The organism is Pseudomonas sp. AC083 (assembly GCF_979253165.1).
The window spans coordinates 465,830-483,133 of sequence record NZ_CEEDDH010000001.1 but is presented as its reverse complement, the minus strand read 5'-3'; the positions used below and the strand labels follow the sequence as shown (position 1 = coordinate 483,133).

General features: G+C 61.7%; 14 protein-coding genes and 1 tRNA gene. 5 read left to right on the top strand and 10 right to left on the bottom strand.

What is annotated here, in order from left to right; all coding sequences use genetic code 11:
• The first annotated feature begins 506 nt into the window (after positions 1-506).
• The 3 genes from selA (at position 507) to AC0IXA_RS02045 (ending at position 3,933) form a co-directional block, all read left to right on the top strand.
• A complete protein-coding gene (selA, locus tag AC0IXA_RS02055; protein ID WP_471811435.1) occupies positions 507-1,919 on the top strand; it encodes an L-seryl-tRNA(Sec) selenium transferase in 1,413 nt (470 codons plus the stop codon).
• Complete coding sequence (gene selB / locus AC0IXA_RS02050) at positions 1,916-3,832, top strand: selenocysteine-specific translation elongation factor (RefSeq protein ID WP_471811626.1); 1,917 nt, start codon at positions 1,916-1,918, stop codon at positions 3,830-3,832. Before selA ends, selB begins: the two co-directional genes overlap by 4 nt.
• A 5-nt stretch (positions 3,833-3,837) precedes the next feature.
• Positions 3,838-3,933, top strand: a tRNA-Sec gene (locus AC0IXA_RS02045).
• Positions 3,934-4,034: 101 nt separating this feature from the next.
• Here the strand turns inward: AC0IXA_RS02045 and AC0IXA_RS02040 are convergent.
• From AC0IXA_RS02040 to AC0IXA_RS02005, 8 genes are all read right to left on the bottom strand, one after another.
• Positions 4,035-4,325, bottom strand: coding sequence for a type II toxin-antitoxin system RelE/ParE family toxin (locus AC0IXA_RS02040; RefSeq protein ID WP_073476220.1), 291 nt, complete (start codon positions 4,323-4,325; stop codon positions 4,035-4,037).
• Complete coding sequence (locus AC0IXA_RS02035) at positions 4,318-4,563, bottom strand: type II toxin-antitoxin system ParD family antitoxin (RefSeq protein WP_471811433.1); 246 nt, start codon at positions 4,561-4,563, stop codon at positions 4,318-4,320. Before AC0IXA_RS02035 ends, AC0IXA_RS02040 begins: the two co-directional genes overlap by 8 nt.
• A gap of 341 nt (positions 4,564-4,904) precedes the next feature.
• Entirely contained in the window at positions 4,905-5,264 is a 360-nt protein-coding gene (locus AC0IXA_RS02030) for a DUF6124 family protein (RefSeq protein WP_042607541.1), read from the bottom strand.
• Positions 5,265-5,722: 458 nt separating this feature from the next.
• Positions 5,723-6,232 (bottom strand): hypothetical protein, encoded by a 510-nt coding sequence (locus AC0IXA_RS02025; RefSeq protein ID WP_016774812.1) that lies wholly within the window; start codon positions 6,230-6,232, stop codon positions 5,723-5,725.
• 8 nt (positions 6,233-6,240) lie between these two features.
• Positions 6,241-6,756: a hypothetical protein gene (locus AC0IXA_RS02020; RefSeq protein ID WP_471811430.1), complete on the bottom strand. Its 516-nt coding sequence runs from the start codon at positions 6,754-6,756 to the stop codon at positions 6,241-6,243.
• Entirely contained in the window at positions 6,753-7,406 is a 654-nt protein-coding gene (locus tag AC0IXA_RS02015) for a hypothetical protein (protein ID WP_038862158.1), read from the bottom strand. The genes AC0IXA_RS02020 and AC0IXA_RS02015 overlap by 4 nt, the downstream gene beginning before the upstream one ends.
• Positions 7,407-7,631: 225 nt before the next feature.
• Positions 7,632-8,927 carry an OprD family porin gene (locus AC0IXA_RS02010; RefSeq protein WP_471811428.1) on the bottom strand — a complete coding sequence of 432 codons (1,296 nt, stop codon included), beginning with the start codon at positions 8,925-8,927 and terminating at the stop codon, positions 7,632-7,634.
• 297 nt (positions 8,928-9,224) lie between these two features.
• Entirely contained in the window at positions 9,225-10,928 is a 1,704-nt protein-coding gene (locus AC0IXA_RS02005) for an amidase (protein WP_471811426.1), read from the bottom strand.
• Positions 10,929-11,236: 308 nt separating this feature from the next.
• On the opposite strand from AC0IXA_RS02005, the gene AC0IXA_RS02000 reads away from it, so the two are divergent.
• Positions 11,237-12,352 carry an AI-2E family transporter gene (locus AC0IXA_RS02000; RefSeq protein ID WP_016774807.1) on the top strand — a complete coding sequence of 372 codons (1,116 nt, stop codon included), beginning with the start codon at positions 11,237-11,239 and terminating at the stop codon, positions 12,350-12,352.
• A 10-nt stretch (positions 12,353-12,362) separates the two neighbouring features.
• The gene (locus AC0IXA_RS01995) at positions 12,363-13,976 is read left to right on the top strand and encodes a mechanosensitive ion channel family protein (RefSeq protein ID WP_471811424.1); all 1,614 of its coding nucleotides are present in this window, start codon (positions 12,363-12,365) and stop codon (positions 13,974-13,976) included.
• A gap of 3 nt (positions 13,977-13,979) precedes the next feature.
• On the opposite strand, the gene AC0IXA_RS01990 is transcribed toward AC0IXA_RS01995, so the two are convergent.
• Both AC0IXA_RS01990 and proP read right to left on the bottom strand, forming a co-directional pair.
• Positions 13,980-15,257, bottom strand: coding sequence for an OmpP1/FadL family transporter (locus tag AC0IXA_RS01990; RefSeq protein WP_471811422.1), 1,278 nt, complete (start codon positions 15,255-15,257; stop codon positions 13,980-13,982).
• Positions 15,258-15,343: 86 nt separating this feature from the next.
• Positions 15,344-16,846 carry a glycine betaine/L-proline transporter ProP gene (proP, locus tag AC0IXA_RS01985; RefSeq protein WP_024013032.1) on the bottom strand — a complete coding sequence of 501 codons (1,503 nt, stop codon included), beginning with the start codon at positions 16,844-16,846 and terminating at the stop codon, positions 15,344-15,346.
• Between the last annotated feature and the right edge of the window lie 458 nt (positions 16,847-17,304).

Sequence of the window (17,304 nt, the reverse complement as noted above, 5' to 3'; positions counted from 1 at the left end):
TCCCTGTGGGAGCTGGCAAGCCAGCCACAGATTTGTGTGCCGAATCACAAAGCCCGGTCAGCCCCGGATTTCTCTGTGGGAGCGAGCTTGCTCGCGAAGGCGTCTGGTCAGCGACAACCACACTAACTGACACACCGCATTCGCGAGCAGGCTCGCTCCCACAGGTTTTTTGTGGTGACCAACAATGTTCATTCCACCCCGAATCCCTGTGGGAGCTGGCTTGCCAGCGATTCGGTCGGCACATTCACCGCCTTCTTTGACTGACCCACCGCAATCGCTGGCAAGCCAGCCACAGATTTGTGTGCCGAATCACAAAGCCCGGTCAGCCCCGGATTTCTCTGTGGGAGCGAGCCTGCTCGCGAAAGCGTCAGGTCAGCCACATCCACACTGAATGACTTACCGCTTTCGCGAGCAAGCTAGCTTCGGCAGTGCGTCTACACTTCTGAAACCCTTGGGGAGGTAGCTTGTTCCCGAAGGAGCTGTTTCAGTCGAATCAGGAGTGGCTGATGTCTTCCAGCGTTGCCCTGCGGTTGCCGTCCATTGATGGCTTGTTGCGTCACCCGGCGTGCGCGCCGTTGGCCGAGCGTTACGGCCGGGATTCGTTGCTGACTGGCCTGCGTCAGTTGCTCGATGAGCTAAGGCCTGACGTGTTGAGCGGGCAATTGGCGGCTGTGGAAATCGGCCCCGAAGTGCTCGCCGGCCGCGTCGGCGAACGCTTGGCGCAACAAAAACGCAGCCAGGTGCGCCGGGTATTCAACCTGACCGGCACGGTGCTGCACACCAATCTCGGCCGCGCCTTGCTGCCCGAAGAAGCCATCGAAGCAGTGCAAATGGCCGCACGCTATCCGCTCAATCTCGAGTTCGACCTGGCCAGCGGCAAGCGCGGTGATCGTGACGATCTGATCGAAGGCCTGATCCGCGAACTGACCGGCGCCGAAGCCGTCACCGTGGTCAATAACAATGCCGCCGCCGTGCTGCTGACCCTCAGCAGCCTCGGCGCGCGCAAGGAAGGCATCATCTCGCGCGGTGAGCTGATCGAAATCGGCGGCGCCTTCCGCATCCCCGACATCATGGCCCGCGCCGGCGTGCGCCTGCACGAAGTCGGCACCACCAACCGCACCCATGCCAGGGATTACCAAGCGGCAATCGGCCCGCGCAGCGGTTTGATCATGCGCGTGCATGCCAGCAACTACAGCATCGAAGGCTTCACCGCGCGGGTGCCGACTGCGGAACTGGCCGAGTTGGCTCACGCTCATGGCTTGCCGTTGCTGGAAGATCTGGGCAGCGGCAGTCTGCTCGACCTGACGCGCTGGGGCCTGCCGGCGGAACCGACGGTGCGGCAGGCCTTGCTCGATGGCGCCGACATCGTCACCTTCAGCGGCGACAAATTGCTCGGCGGGCCGCAGGCCGGATTGATTGTCGGACGCAAGGAACTGATCGCGAAGATCAAGAAGAATCCACTGAAACGCGCACTGCGGGTCGACAAGTTGACCCTGGCCGCGCTGGAGGCGGTGCTCGGTCTGTATCGCGACCCGGATCGCCTCGCCGAACGCCTGCCGAGTCTGCGGCTGTTGATCCGCCCGCAAGCCGAGATTCATGCGCAGGCTGTGCGTTTGCAACCGCTGCTCGCCGATGTCTTGGGCGAGGTCTGGCAAGTCAGCGCCGTCGAAGCCTTGGGCATGATCGGCAGCGGCAGCCAACCGGTGGCGCGTCTGCCGAGTGCAGCGCTGTGTTGTCGCCCGCAAGTGTCCAAGCGCTGGCGTGGGCGTTATCTGCTCAATCTCGAAGCGGCGTTGCGCGGTTTGCCGATCCCGGTGCTCGGTCGAATCGGCGACGATGCGCTGTGGCTCGATCTGCGTCAGCTCGACGATGAGCCAGCGTGGCTGGCGCAGTTGGCGCAATTGCAGGTCGACCGGTGATCGTCGGCACGGCGGGGCACATCGACCACGGCAAGACTTCGCTGTTGCAAGCGCTGACCGGACAAACCGGCGACCGCCGCCCGCAGGAGCGCGAACGCGGCATGACCATCGACCTCGGTTATCTCTACGCCGAACTCGCAGCGGGCGCCGGGCTGACCGGCTTCATCGACGTGCCCGGCCACGAAAAATTCACCCACAACATGCTCGCTGGTGCGCAGGGCATCGATCTGGTGTTGCTGGTGGTCGCGGCCGACGACGGCGTGATGCCGCAGACGCGAGAGCATCTGGCGATCGTCGAACTGCTCGGCATCCCGCGCGCGCTGGTGGCGATCACTAAATGCGACCGGGCGGGAGCGGGCAGGGTGGAAGAGGTGCAGCGCCAAGTGCTCGATTTGCTGGCGCCCGGGCCATTCGCGGATGCGCCGATTTTTACCGTGTCGAGCGTGAACGGGCAGGGCGTCGATGAGTTGCGTTCGGCGTTATTGCAGGCGCAGAACGAGGTGCAGGCGCGCGGTTGCGAGGGCGGCTTTCGTCTGGCGATTGATCGGGCTTTCAGCGTTGCGGGTGCGGGGATTGTGGTCACCGGCACGGCGTTGTCGGGCACGGTTGCAGTGGGCGAAAAATTGGTTCTGGCGCCAGCCGGGAAATCGGTGCGCATCCGTGGCCTGCACGCGCAAAATCAGGCTGCCGAACAAGCCTTTGCCGGCCAACGCGTCGCGCTGAACCTCAGCGGCGATCGTCTGGAACTGGCGCAGATCCACCGTGGCCAATGGCTGCTGGCGGACTGGCTGCACGCCCCGACCCAGCGCATCGACATCGACTTTCAGCTGTTGCCTGGCGAGCGCACCTTCGAACATTTCCACCCGGTGCATGTGCACCTCGGCACCCAGGACGTCATCGCCCGCGTCGCTTTATTGCAAGGCCCGCGCCTGAGTCCCGGCGAGCGCATGTTCGCGCAACTGCTGATCGACGCACCAGTGCACGCAGTAAAGGGCGATCGGCTGATCCTGCGCGACGCCAGCGCCCAGCGCACACTGGGCGGCGGCGTTGTGCTCGACCCGTTCGCCCCGGCGCGCCAACGTCGCAGCCCCGAACGTCTGGCGCAACTGCAAACCCTCGCGCTCAGCGTCAGCCTCGAACAAGCCTTGCCGGCACTGCTCAACCACAGCCCCGGCGGCCTCGACCCGCAACGCCTCGAACGCCAGTTCAACCGCCCGCGCCCGCAGTGGTCGCTGGCGGAAAACATCCGCCTGATCGACACCCGCCAAGGCCCGCTGCTGTTCAACGTGCAGCGCTGGGGCCAGTTGAAATTCACCTTGCTCGAACAACTGGCGCGATTCCACGAACAGGAACCCGACCAGATGGGGCCGGACCGCGATCGCCTGCGCCGCTTCAGCGCGCTGGCACTGGAACGCTCGACCTTCATCAGCCTGCTCGACGAACTGCTCAGCGCCGGCTCGATCCTCGCCAGCGGCCCCTGGCTGCACCTGTCCGATCATCAGGTGCGCCTGAATGCCGACGACGAAACCCTCTGGGAGCAATTACAGCCGTTATTCGAACAGGCCGGTTTCGACCCGCCGTGGGTACGCGACGCGGCGAAAATGCTCGGCGAAGACGATGCCAGCGTCCGCCTGCTGCTGCGCAAACTCGCACGCCTTGGCCTGATGCACCAGGTGGTGCGCGACCTGTTCATCAGCGACATCGTCCTGCGGCAAATGGCAGCGTTGCTGCTGAAACTCGCCGAAGAAAATCCCGCGATTGAGGTGACAACCTTCCGCGATGCGCTAGGCTTGGGACGCAAACGCTGTATTCAGTATCTGGAATATTTCGACCGCCTCGGCCTGACCCGCCGCCTCGGCGAATCCCGCCAGATCCGCCCCGACAACGCGCTGGCTAACGCCTGCGCACCCTGAGTTCAGGAAGACAATCGCGCCCGGTGGCGCGGCCGGGCTTCAAACCCGGTTGGGGACGGCATCCGTTCCCGGGCAGGTTCGACTCCGGCTGTCTTCCGCCAGTCTCTCTAGAGCAAAAGATCGCAGCCTTCGGCAGCTCCTACACCGGTTTGTAGGAGCTGCCGAAGGCTGCGATCTTTTGATTTTCGGTGATACGAGAAGGTCAGAGATTACGCTGCGCTTCCATCCGGTCATGCAAGATTCTGATTATCGCGATCCCATAGGCGGTGATGCGAAAATAAATCATGTGACTCTCCACGCTGCAGCGTCGGTAACCGGGGCGGATCGCGTCGCATGCTGGTGCTGTTTTGGGGCGATCAGCCAACTGCTCGAAAGACGCAGTCAGGATGTCGATGTAGCGATTGGCCTGATCCAAACCCCATTGTTGAGCTGTATAGGTCCAGATAGCCTCAAGATCCGCTTCGGCGGCGGGGGTAAGTCGGTATTCAGCCATGCGCACTCAACATTCTCTTTTTGAAAGCATCAGCATCGAAAGGCCGGGGGGCACCACTGGATTCTCCTTCTCGAAGGGCTGCGCGGACGGTTTCCAGTTCAGCGTTTCGCTCTTGCTCTCGACGGATCAAATCGCGGATATATTCGCTATCGTTGGTGTAATGTCCCGCTTCTATTTGAGCTTTGATCCAATGGTCTTGCTGGTCAGTCACGGTTATGGTTTTGCGTACGGTAGCCATGATCGGGCCCTTTGCGGATGGGGAACTTTGCGCAAATTATCATACTAATGGTGCGCTAACGAGTATAAGCCTAGCCGTTACAAGAACGAATCACAGCCTTCGGAAGCTCATGCGTATATCGCTCGAACTGCCGCAGGCTGCATTTTCAGACCCGCAACCGCATCTGCTGCCCGAGCACATCCATCGGGTTAAATAAATCCGTCCCTTTGTGATCGCGAGCAGGCTCGCTACCCCAAGTTCCTTCAGTGGTCGCAAAGTTTGCGTCCGACCAGGATCAATGTGGGAGCGAGCCTGCTCGCGAAGAGGCCGGCACGGGCATCGCATAACTCAGCCGGCCCGCATTAGCCCGGCAACTCCAGATTATCCAGCACCCGATTCACCGCCAGTTCCCCAAGCATGATCAGTTGCGCAATCCCCATCAGCGTCCGGCGCTGGGATGGCTTGACCAGCCCGGCGAATTCCTGGGCGATGGTTTTGGCCGAGGCGAGGGTTTCGCAGGCGTTGGCCAGCAGGTCTTCGTTTTTGGTGTCGGCGGTGACGGCGTACATGGCGCGGGGGCTGAACGGCGGTGGGGTTGAGCCGGGTGGGCAGAGGTAGTGGTCGAGGGCGCGGTCGGCGGCTTGGTGGAGTTTTTTGGAGTCGAGGGATTCGTAGGGGGAGGTGGGATCGGTTTCGGGTGGGTTGGGTGTTGGTTTGATCATGATAAAGCTCCTATTAAGTGGAGCCGTCAGGCACTGTCGCTAAACAGTAGGTGGCGGCTGTACGCAGGTTAGCGAACCGGTTATAGGCACCCGGCAGACCCGAAGGTCTCCCGCATACAGCCACCATAGCGCAGTCGCAGAATTGAACCTGCGACGAAGCATGGACCGCTGATGCACCTAATTAAGATCCGGGTCGCTAAACCCGATCGCTGATTCGTCAGCGACCGCACCACAATAGAACCCGCCCTCAAGGCGCACAAGCCGGCGGATTCTGGCGTAGCTGTAGGCAACGGCGCAAGGATTTGTAGCCTTGAGACCGTATCCGCAGGTGTCTTTTAAACAGCTTCGTTTAAATCAAAGAATTGCGCCGAACCTGATGGCCTCTTCGCGAGCAGGCTCGCTCCCTCATTGCAATTCATTGCGCCGCAGTCCACCGCACCAGCCCCCATCACCCAGCCTCACGGCTGATACGGAATCACCTTGTCCCGGTCCATTTCCACCAACAACTGGTCGAGCATCTGCCGTTTGTTCTCGACCCCGGGAATCGGCACATACCACGTCATCACGCTCCAGCCTTCGCGGGAGTAGTTGTAGGTTTTGAGCAGTTGGCCATCCTTGAAGACCGAGCCGCGCAGGTTGTCCTGGTAGTGGTAGGGCATCGGGAAGGTGAACAGGGTGAAGACGTTGACCAGCGCCAGCCAGTTGACCTTGCCGTCGCTGGGTTCGGTGATCAACAGGCTGTAGCCGTTGCGGGTGTAACCGCCATCGAGCATCGAGAACGCGCCGGTCTTTTTCAGGACGCTGACGGTTTCGCGCTGATGCTGCTCGTCGATGCGCGTATACGCCGGCCCCATGCCGAGCGTGACCGGCACGTAGGCCTGATCGGCATGGTAATCGAGCGGTTGCAAGGTGTTGGCGCAGCCGCCCAGCATCAGTGAGGCACAGAGCAGGCCGGCGACTTTTATCATCGCGCGGTTCATTGCGCGACTGCCGGGATCAGCCGGTCCTGCTGCACATCCTGCGCGAAGGCGCGGGCGATGCGGCCGAGGTTCTGTTCGCGCATCTCGCCGCCCTGATCCAGTAGCCAGACGTATTTTTGAGTGATGTTGCGATAGGTGTATTGCTTCAGTCGCTTGTCACCCTGGTACACGGTGAATTCGGTTTGCGTATCGAATTCGTTCGACAGCGGCAGCAAGAACAACGTCGCGGTGCTCAGCAGAATCACCGGAAACGGCGGCAGGTGACGTTCCACATTGAGTTTGACCTGCACGTTGTACTCGTCAGCTTTACCGCTGCCGGTTTCGATGGTGCGGAACACACCGGTCTGACGCAGGTGGTTGCGCAGGCTGGAGCCGTTTTCCGGATCATCGACCATAACGTGAATCGGCTGCAGATAATCCTGACCGTCCGAAAGCGTGCGCTCGGGCAAGGTGTTGGTCGCCGCGCAACCGGTCAACAGAGAGGCGGCGGTGAGGACGATGATTTTTTTCATGGTTTGGCGTCCACGGCAATACCCGGAATGGGGCCGGTGAAGATGTAGGGCTGAGCTCTGTTCAGGTCGAGTTTCAGCGGTTGCAGCGTTGGCAATCCTGGCGCCAGACGTTGCGCAATCAGCGCATCGCGGGCGTTCTGATCACTCCAGCGGAACGCGCAGAAACCGGCGGTCAGGCAGAACGAACGGAACTCGCCGATGTAATAGGCCTTGCCGGGTTCCAGGCGCATCGGCAGGTTGAATTTTTCCCGCGCCTCTCTCGAGGTGAAAACAGTGCCTAGCCCAGGTTGATAACGTGCGGAAAAGAACTGGAAATCATAGAACTCGTAATCGCCCGGCTTCAGGGGAAGCACGAATACGCTCGCTGCGCCGACACCGTCCTGAACATCCTGCGGCGTGGAGTAAGCGCCGGCCATTTTCCAGACGCCGGCCGCACCGTATTCGGAACCGCGTTTGCGGAAAAAGATTCGCTGGTTGTCAGCGGCTGATTGCTTGAGTGATTGCGGCCCGATTGAGCCAACGAGATAACTGACTGGCTCGCTTGCCTTGGGTTGCAAGGGTTCGCTGACCCAAGAAGCGCTTTCGGTAATGCAGCCGCTGAGCGTCGCGGCGAGCACGACGGCCGCTCCGAGTTTGAATAGCTGAAACATGTACATCCCTGAATCTGCTTGCGTTGATTGACTACAAACAGGAAGGTCAATCTATGCCTTCCTGGCTTGGCTTTTTATGCGGGGGCGCAGAATAAACGAGGTGATGGCACTTGGCTAGCTGCTGTAGGCGCTGCGTACGCTGAAATCATTTGATTTGGATCTCAAGGAGCAAACTCAGGGTTTGTGGCCGACGTAGGAACCTGTGGGCGGGTTGATCGTGTTACCTCAGAAACCCAGCGGGTACTGAATGACCACGTATATCCGGTCAATGTCATCCCCGGCCTGCGCGTCGTTGGCGCGGTGGGTGACGTGCGACAGTTGCACCGACAGATCCTTCGCGGCGCCGGACTGCACTACATACTTCAGGTCGATATCGCGTTCCCAGTGTTTGCCGCCGCTGCCTTGTTGCGGTTGATAGTCGCCGCTCTCGGCGTCGAAAGGGTTGTAGGCGCCGCCCTTGGGCGCGTGCGTTCCGTCGATGTGGCTGCCGCTGACGTAGCGGGTCATGAAGTTCAGGCCGGGGATGCCGAAGGCGCCGAGGTCGAGATCGTAGCGGGCTTGCCAGGAGCGTTCGTTGGCGCCGTTGAAGTCGGCATATTTGATCGAGTTGGCGAGGTAGATCGAGTCGCCGCCGACGAAATCGAACGGCGTGTCGCCATTGATCCGCTGCCAGCCGAGCATCACTGCGTGCGCGCCGAAGCTGTACTTGCCGGAGAGGCTGAAGGCGGTGTTATCGATCTCGCCGGCCAGGGCGCGGCCGGTGTCGCGGGTGTGGTAGAGGTTGGCGTCGAGCAGCACGCCGGACTGTTTGAAGTGCAGGTTACCGTAGTACTGGTGCCAGGTGTCGCTCAGTTCCGAGGCATACAACGCGCCGCCGATCGGGCTTGAGCTGAACAGATCGGCACCGACGAAGCTGATGCCACCCGCTTCGGTGTTGGCGCCGTAACCGTAGAAGTCGCCTTGGCCGGAAGAGCTGTCCTGGTTCTTGAACGCGGTGAAATGCCCGGCGACCAGATTGACGTTGTCGAACTCGGCGCTGTTGAGCAAAAAGCCTGTGGCGTATTCCGGTTGCAGGCGTTTGTCGGAGGTGTCGAAGACCGGCGTTTCTACGGTCATTTCACCGAAGGCCAGAGTGGTGCGCGAAGCTTTCAATTTGAGCGCACCGCCCGCGCTGGAATAGTCGTGTTCGCTGCGGCCATCGCTGTCGACCGGTAGCAGACCGGTGCCGGAATGGCCCTTGCCGCCGTCGAGTTTCAGGCCGGCGAAGGCGTGGGCGTCAATGCCGAAGCCTATTGTTCCTTCAGTGAAACCGGATGAGAAGTTACCGATAAAGCCCTGTGCCCATTCCTGTTTGTAGTTTTTCCCCGAGGGCGTGGGCGAGCGGTAGTCGTTGCTGAGGTAGAAGTTGCGTAGCAGGACATCGCTTTTGGCGTCGTCGAAGAAGCCGCTGGCATGGGCGGTGCCGGTCAGACCGCAGAGCATGGCAAGCAGGGTGAGGCGGGAGGGGGCGCGGTTGATCATGGTCAGGGCCGGTGGTAGTTCGAATGGCGCTGATGATCGAAGATTGGGAACAAAGAGGATTGGGTTGATGTGCTGAGTTGGCAGCTTTCACCACAAAACCTGTGGGAGCGAGCCTGCTCGCGAATGCGGAGTGTCAGTTAACGAAAATGCTGACTGACACAGCGCTTTCGCGAGCAGGCTCGCTCCCACAGTTTGAGTCGGGGGTAGTCAATTAGAACTGTGGCGGCCGTCAGGCCGTCAGGCCGCCATCGCTGGCAAGCCAGCTCCCACAGGGATTGCGGGAGCTGACACAGTGCATTAAGCCAGCGGCGGTGTACGCGGTGGGATCTGGCGTTTGCTGCCGGTGGATTCGAAAGCGGCGGCCAAGCGCAGCAGGTTCGAGTCGTCATAAGCGCGGCCGGCGAAGGTCAGGCCGACGGGCATGCCGATGTCGGCCATCACGCCCATGGGCACGGTGACGGTCGGGACGCCGAGGTGGCGGATCGCGAGGTTGCCGTTGGCCACCCAGACGCCGTTGCTCCAGGCGATATCCGCCGAGGCCGGGTTCACATCCGCATCCGCCGGGCCGACGTCGGCGACGGTCGGAAACAGCACGGCGTCGAGGCCGAGGCTGTCCATCCAGTCTTCAAGGTCGATGCGTCGGGTCTGCTCCAGACCACGCAAGCCATCAGGCACGGTTGGGATTTCATTCCACGGCGTGATGCCGCGTTCGGCCATGCGCACGTATTCGTCCATGCCGGCGGCCAGATCGCCTTCTCGGTTAGGCAGCGTGCCCGGGTCGTGCGGGAAGATCTTCGGCCCGTCGACGTCAACCAGACGATTAAGCTTCGGGTCACCGTTGGCTTGCAGGAAGTCGTCGAACGCCCAGGCTGTCAGATCCCACAGTTCATGATGGAGAAACTCTTTCGACACCAGCCCACGGGTGAACACGGTTGGCGCGCCAGGGCGGTCGCCTTCGCAGTTGGAGACCAGCGGGAAATCGGTTTCGACGACTTCGGCGCCAGCGGCCTCAAGGGCCTGACGCGCCTGTTTCCACAAATCGATCACGGACGCGCGGGTATTGATGCGCTGACCGGTCGGGCCGCCAATGCCGGGGGCTTCGCTGGTGCCGGCGTCCGGGTCGGTATTGATGTACATGCGCGGGATGGCGAAACGTTTGCCGGCCAGGGCTTTGGCGTCTGCGGCCAGTTCACTGTACGCAGCCGGGCGCACTTCGCTAACGCGCGGGATCGGCACCCACGGTTGCAAGCGCCAGAGGTCGCCACGGGTGTCGGTATCTTCGGCGACGACCACGTCGAGCACTTCGAGCAGGTCGGCCATGGTCCGCGCGAACGGCACGACGACGTCCATGGTCGGGGTCAACGGCCAGTTGCCGCGCACCGAGATTACGCCGCGCGACGGGGTGTAGGCGCACAGGCCGTTGTTCGACGCAGGGCCGCGACCGCTCGACCAGGTTTCCTCCGCCAGACCGAACGCAGCGAAACTGGCAGCGGTCGCGGTGCCGGCGCCGTTGGACGAGCCGGAGGCGAACGGGGCGGTGAGGTAAGCGGCGTTGTACGGGCTTTCAGCGCGGCCATAGACGCCGCGTTGCATGCCACCATTGGCCATCGGCGGCATGTTGGTCTTGCCCAGGCAAATCGCACCGGCAGCGCGCAGGCGTTCGATGGTGAAGGCGTCGCGATGGGCGACCAGATCGGCAAACGCCGGACTGCCGGAAGCGGCGGTCAGGCCCTTGACCAGATAACTGTCCTTGGCGGTGTAGGGGATGCCATCGAGCGGGCCGAGGGTTTCACCTTTGGCACGGCGGGCATCGGAGGCGCGGGCTTCGTTCAGTGCTTCGGGGTTGCGCACGACGACGGCGTTGAGTGCCGTCGGGGTGTCGGCGCCGTCGTAGGCATCGATCCGTGCCAGATAGGCCTGCACCAGCTCCACGGCATTGGTCTGGCCGGATTCGAGGGCAGCGCGCAGTTGGGCGATGGAGACTTCGGTGACTTCGATCATGGGGTCACCTGTTGAGCGTGGATGTTCTGGGCAGGGGTTTTCATAGCGGTTCTCGTGGCACGGCTTGAAGCGACAAGGTCGGGACTGGCGCCTATTTAACACCATGCGGCGGGCGGAGTAATCGGTGGGGTGATGGTTTTGTTGGTAGATGGCCTGAGCATCCGTGCTGCCTGACCTTGCGCTTTCGCGAGCAGGCTTGCTCCCACATGTGTTGTGTAAACCGATAATCCCGCGCCCCACAGGAAGACCGGCGCAACATGTTCTAGGCTCAGCGCATCCCGAATGCTGCGCCGCTCAGGAATGTTGCCATGGAAGATAAGCCGCTGATTGCCTTCAACAGTTCCAAAGCCTTGCTCGACGTGCTGATCCGCGCCGGGTTGATCGCGACCCTGGTGCTGTTCTGCTACGACATTTTCCATCCGTTTCTCAATGTGATGCTGTGGGCGCTGATCCTCGCGGTCACGCTGTACCCGCTGAACCAGAAACTCGGCGCAAAACTCGGCAACCGCTACGGTTGGGCGGCGATTGTGCTGGTATTGCTGGGGCTGGTGATCCTGATGGTGCCGCTGAGCCTGCTCGGCGCATCCGTGGCCGATTCGGTGAAGGTTGGCATGCAAACCGTGGAAGCGGGGCAGTTCGAGATTCCGCCGCCACCCGCCAATGTCGCCGACTGGCCGCTGATCGGTGCGCCGTTGTATGGCATCTGGATGCACGCTTCGCAGGACCTGAGCTGGGTGTTCAAGGAACTCGCGCCGCACCTGACCAGTTGGGGTCGGGTGCTGTTGCATCAGGCCGCCGGCGTCGGCGCAGGCATCGTGGTGTTTGTCGTGGCGCTGATTGTCGCCGGACTGATCATGACCCACGGCGAACGCGGCCATCGCACAGCGGTGGCGATCACCACGCGGATTTCCGGCCCGGTGCGTGGCCCGCAGATCGCGCAGCTGTGCACTTCGACCATTCGCGCGGTGGCGCAGGGCGTGGTCGGTATCGCTTTTATCCAGATGATCCTGATCGGCGTGGCGCTGGTGATCATGGGCGTGCCCGCTGCCGGTGTGCTGGCGTTGATGGTGTTGCTGCTGGGCATCATGCAACTGCCGGTGCTGCTGGTTACCGTGCCGGTGGTGGTGTTTGTCTTTGCCCATGATGGCGTCGGCCCCGGCACGATCATCTTCGCCGTGTGGATGGTGATCGCCGGGCTCTCCGACAACGTGCTCAAGCCGATGCTGCTCGGCCGTGGCGTGGCCGTGCCGATGCCGGTGGTGCTGATCGGCGCGCTGGGCGGCATGGTCACCAGCGGCATCATCGGCCTGTTCACCGGGCCGGTGATCCTGGCGGTCGGTTATGAATTGTTCATCGGCTGGGTCTATCAACCGGCCGACGTCAGCGAAGTGCTGGACGAAACCTCTCACGACAATCAGCCATAAGGAACGGCGCATGCGTAACAGGCTGATGGTGCTGACGATGCTGCTGGCTGCAACACTGTGGTCCGGGCTCGGCCAGGCACTGGAAGACACCACGACAGCAACGGACGAAGCGGTAGAACTGAAAGTGGCCAACCGCAGCATCATGCTGTTTCGCGCGACCATTCTTGGCGAGGCGCCGGCCTCACGGGTCAAGCGGGCGAAGCGCGTGATCAGTGAAGCGCTGGAGGAAGACCCTGAGCTGAAAATCAACACTGATTCGATCCAGAACAGTTACATGGTGCTGATCGGCAATACCCGTGCATTCATCGTTGCACCGAAAGACGTCGATAGCCTGGCCTATTCCTCGGTGCAGGAAGCCGCCGAGGGCGCAGCGGAAAAACTGCGCCAGGTGGTCAACGAGACCCGTGAGGCGCGCAACGTGCAGATGATTGTGCGTTCGCTGGCGCTGGCGGCGGTGGCCACGCTGATCTATCTGGCGCTGCTGTGGTGCCTGTCATGGCTGCGCCACAAGCTGTTGGCGAAACTGCCGGCGCTGATGGATCGCCACACCAAGGCGCTGAAGGTCGGGCGGGTGCAACTGATCGATGCGAATTTTCTCTACCCGTTGGTCAGCCGCTGTCTGTTGTTCCTGCGTTGGTTGCTGATCCTGCTGCTGTCCTACGAATGGCTCGGTTTTGTCCTGTCACGCTTCCCGTATACGCGGCCGTGGGGCGAAAGCCTCAACAACTATCTGGTGGAACTGGCCGGTTATCTGTTGCAGGGCATCGTCGATGCGATACCGGGGCTGGGCGTGGCGCTGGCGATTTTCTTTATCGCCCGGGGCGTGACCGCATTTACCCGACGCATCCTGCGCCGGATGGCCGCGCCGGGGACGTTCAGCTGGCTCAACCATGAAACCCTGCAACCGACGCAACGCCTGACCGCACTGGCAGTCTGGCTGTTTGCGCTGGCGATGGCTTATCCCTATCTGCCGGGCGCCGGGACCGATGCGTTCAAAGGCTTGTCGGTGCTGATCGGCCTGATGATTTCCCTTGGCGCCACCAGCGTCGTCGGGCAAGCGGCGGCCGGGTTGATCCTGACCTACACGCGGACTTTGCGCCCAGGCGAGTTTGTCAGGATCGGCGAGTACGAAGGCACCGTCACCGAGCTGGGCATGTTCACCACGCGGATTCGCACCGGCCTCGGTGAAGTGCTGACGCTGCCCAACTCGATGATCACCGGCACCGTGACCAAGAACTACTCGCGCACCGTGCAAGGTCCGGGCTACGTGGTCGACACGGTGGTGACCATCGGCTACGACACGCCATGGCGCCAGGTCGAAGCGATGCTGCTGGAGGCGGCCAAACGCACGCCGGGCGTGCTCGAAGACCCGCCGGCGCAGGTGTTCCAGACTGCGCTGTCGGACTTCTATCCCGAGTATCGCCTGGTGGCCCAGGCCATCCCCAGCCAGCCGCGCCCGCGTGCGGTGTTGCTGAGCATGCTCCACGCCAATATTCAGGACGTGTTCAATGAATACGGCGTGCAGATCATGTCGCCGCATTACCTGGGCGATCCGCAGCAGGAAAAGCGCGTGCCGCCGGAGCAATGGTTCACCGCACCGGCGCAGGCGCCAAAGGATCAGTGACCCCTAGAAACGCCAGACCACGCCGCCGCCCAGCACATGCAGGGCGGCGTTTTTGTATTCGCCGGAGACCGAGCCGCCGGAGCGCGCTTTGGTCTGTTGCACGTCCATGTCGCCGAGGTAGATCAGCGTGTAGCTCATGTGCACGTCGACATCTTCCTGCAACGCATAGCTGACCCCGGTCGCCAGGCGCCACGCTTCGTTCATCGGGTTGTCGACGGTGCGATCCTTGTCGTCCACTGCCGAGGAGTCGTAACCGAGGCCGACGTTCCAGCGCAGTTTCGGGTTGATCTGATGCTGCGCGCCGATCGAGGCATGCCAGGTGTCCTTGTATTGCCGCTGCGCCGTTCTGGAAGTCGAGCCCAGGCCGGTATCGACTTCCACGCCAACCTTGCCGAAATCGCTCCAGTCCTGCCAGCCGAGGCTGCCGAGCAGCGTCCACTGCGGATCGAGCTGGTAGGACACGCTGGTGGTGACGGTCTGCGGCACGTTCATGTCGACGTTCAGCTGATCGGCGTCGAGACGGTTGAGCGCCAGACGCAGCAGCGGATTGGTGATTTTCTTCAGCTCGGGTTTGTCTTCGAATTTGAGCTTGATCTTGCTGGTCCAGGCCAGCCCGAGTCTGGTCCGCTCGTTGAGGTTGTAGAGCACGCCGACGTTGGCACCCGTGCCCCAGTCGGTGTCCTTGTAGCGCAACTGACCATCCTCGGCGTTGCCCAGACCGAGCACGTTATTGTTGACCGCCACTTCGGTGCGGAAGTAGCCAAGCATGAAGCGTGGGCCGAGGCCGACGGACAGGTCGTCGGTGATCTTGTAGGCATAGGTGGGCTGGAATGACACACCGATAATGGCCGACTCCTGAGCGAAATAGCGCCCGGCCCAGTCATCGTCGTAGTCCAGCGCCAGACCGAAATTGCCGTACATGCCGAAGCCGATCGAGGAGCGCTCATCGAGTTGATGGCTGATGAAGAAGCTGGAGCCGGGCAGGTACTTCAAGGCGTTGCCACCTTCGTTGCCGCCGAAGGTATTGGCGTTGTCGCGGGAGAAGCTGACGTCGCCGAGGATCAACTGCGCGTTGAAGTTGATCTGCGTGCCGGCCAGTTGGCTGATGCCCGCCGGGTTGGTCATCAAAATGCTCGGGTCGCTGGCCATGACCGCAGAGCCGGCGTTGGCCAGCCCGGTGCCTTCGTGGCCGGCCTCGTAAATCATGATGCCGCCGGCTTCGGCCTGGAGGCTGGCGAAGAGCAATCCGCCAGCGACCGAACTTTTCATCAGCTTGAACATGTGAACTCCTTGAATGGCATGCGATCCGGTTTCAAGGCTAGCTCAAGCTCGGCGCGGCGTCGGACCGATTGCCGACGCCGCACTGATCAATCGATGCGCGGATGCTGGAGCGCCAGTTCCTTGCGCTTGGCTTCCAGCGCGGCGATTTCGGCATCGATGTCTTCGATTTTCTGCTCGATGTTGTCGTGGTGTTCCTGCAACAGCTCCTTGGCCTCTTCGAGGTCGGAAGCCGCCGGGGCCGCGCCGCGCAGGGGCTTGTTGGCGGTTTCCTTCATGGTCACGCCAGTGACCAGTCCGACCACGGCGATCACCATCAGGTAATACGCAGGCATGTACAGATCGTTGGTGCTTTCCACCAGCCAGGCCACGGCAGTCGGGGTCAGACCGGCGATCAGCACCGAGACGTTGAAGGCACTGGCCAGCGCGCTGTAGCGGATGTGCGTGGGGAACATCGCCGGCAGGGTCGAGGCCATCACGCCGATGAAGAAGTTGAGCAGCACCGCGAGGATCAGCAGGCCGGAGAAGATCAGGCCGATGCTGCCGCTGTTGATCAGCATGAATGCCGGAATGGCGAAGATGAACAGGCCAATGCTGCCGACGACGATGAAGGGCTTGCGGCCGATCTTGTCGCTGATGAAACCGATCAGCGGCTGCACGAAGAGCATGCCGACCATGATCGCGATGATGATCAGCACACCGTGGTTTTCGCTGTAGTGCAGGTTGTGCGTCAGGTAACTCGGCATGTAGGTGAGCAGCATGTAATAGGTGACGTTGGTCGCCGCCACTACGCCGATGCAGGTCATCAGGCTGCGCCAGTGTTTGGTTGCGACTTCCTTGAACGACACCTTCGGGCCACCGGCGAGGCCTTCGCGGTCGCCTTGTTCGAGTTTTTCCACGTGCTGCTGGAACGCCGGGGTTTCTTCGAGGGCGTGGCGCAGATACAGGCCGATCATGCCCAGCGGCAGGGCGAGGAAGAACGGAATCCGCCAGCCCCATTCTTCGAAGCGCTGTTCGCCAAGAATCGTCGAGATCAGCACCACCACGCCGGCGCCGAAGACGAAACCGGCGATCGAGCCGAAATCCAGCCAACTGCCGAGGAAGCCGCGCTTACGGTCGGGCGCGTATTCAGCGACGAAGATCGAGGCGCCGGTGTATTCGCCACCGACCGAGAAACCTTGGGCCATTTTCGCCAGCAACAGCAGGATCGGCGCCCAGATGCCGATCGAGGCATAGGACGGAATCAGGCCGATGGCGAAGGTGCTCAGGGACATGATGACGATGGTCGCGGCGAGGACTTTCTGCCGACCGTACTTGTCGCCCAGCGCACCGAAGAACAAACCGCCAAGCGGACGGATGAGGAAGGGCACGGAGAAGGTCGCCAGCGCGGCGATCATTTGAACGCCGGGATCGGCGCCGGGGAAGAAGACCTTGCCGAGCACATAGGCGACAAAGCCGTAGACGCCAAAGTCGAACCATTCCATGGCGTTGCCCAGCGCGGCGGCGGTGATCGCCTTACGCATCTTGGCGTCGTCGACAATGGTGATGTCTTTCAAACCGATCGGTTTGACGGTGTTCTTGCGTGATTTCATTGCGCTGTTCCCGCTCGCTGATCCAGATTACCGCTGCGATGCCATCTCCATGATGGCGCCGGCTCTTCTGGCTCAGATACATGCGGACACGAAATAATTCACCGGTGGCAGAATTAATTTCCCGCCCGCTGCAAATCCTCCGTACCCCCCGTGGGAGCGAGCCTGCTCGCGAAGGCGGCGCTACATTCAACATCGCAGTCGCCTGACCCGACGCTTTCGCGAGCAAGCCCGCTCCCACAGTGGATCTGTGTTGTGCCGGGATTCTTTGCACGCCGCCGAATCTTGTGGGAGTGAGCTTGCTCGCGAAGAGGGCATCACATTCAGCATCACAGCCGCCTGACCCTGCGCTTTCGCGAGCAAGCTCGCTCCCACAGTGGATCAGTGTTGTGCCGGGATTCTTTGCACGCCGCCGAATCTTGTGGGAGTGAGCTTGCTCGCGAAGAGGGCATCACATTCAG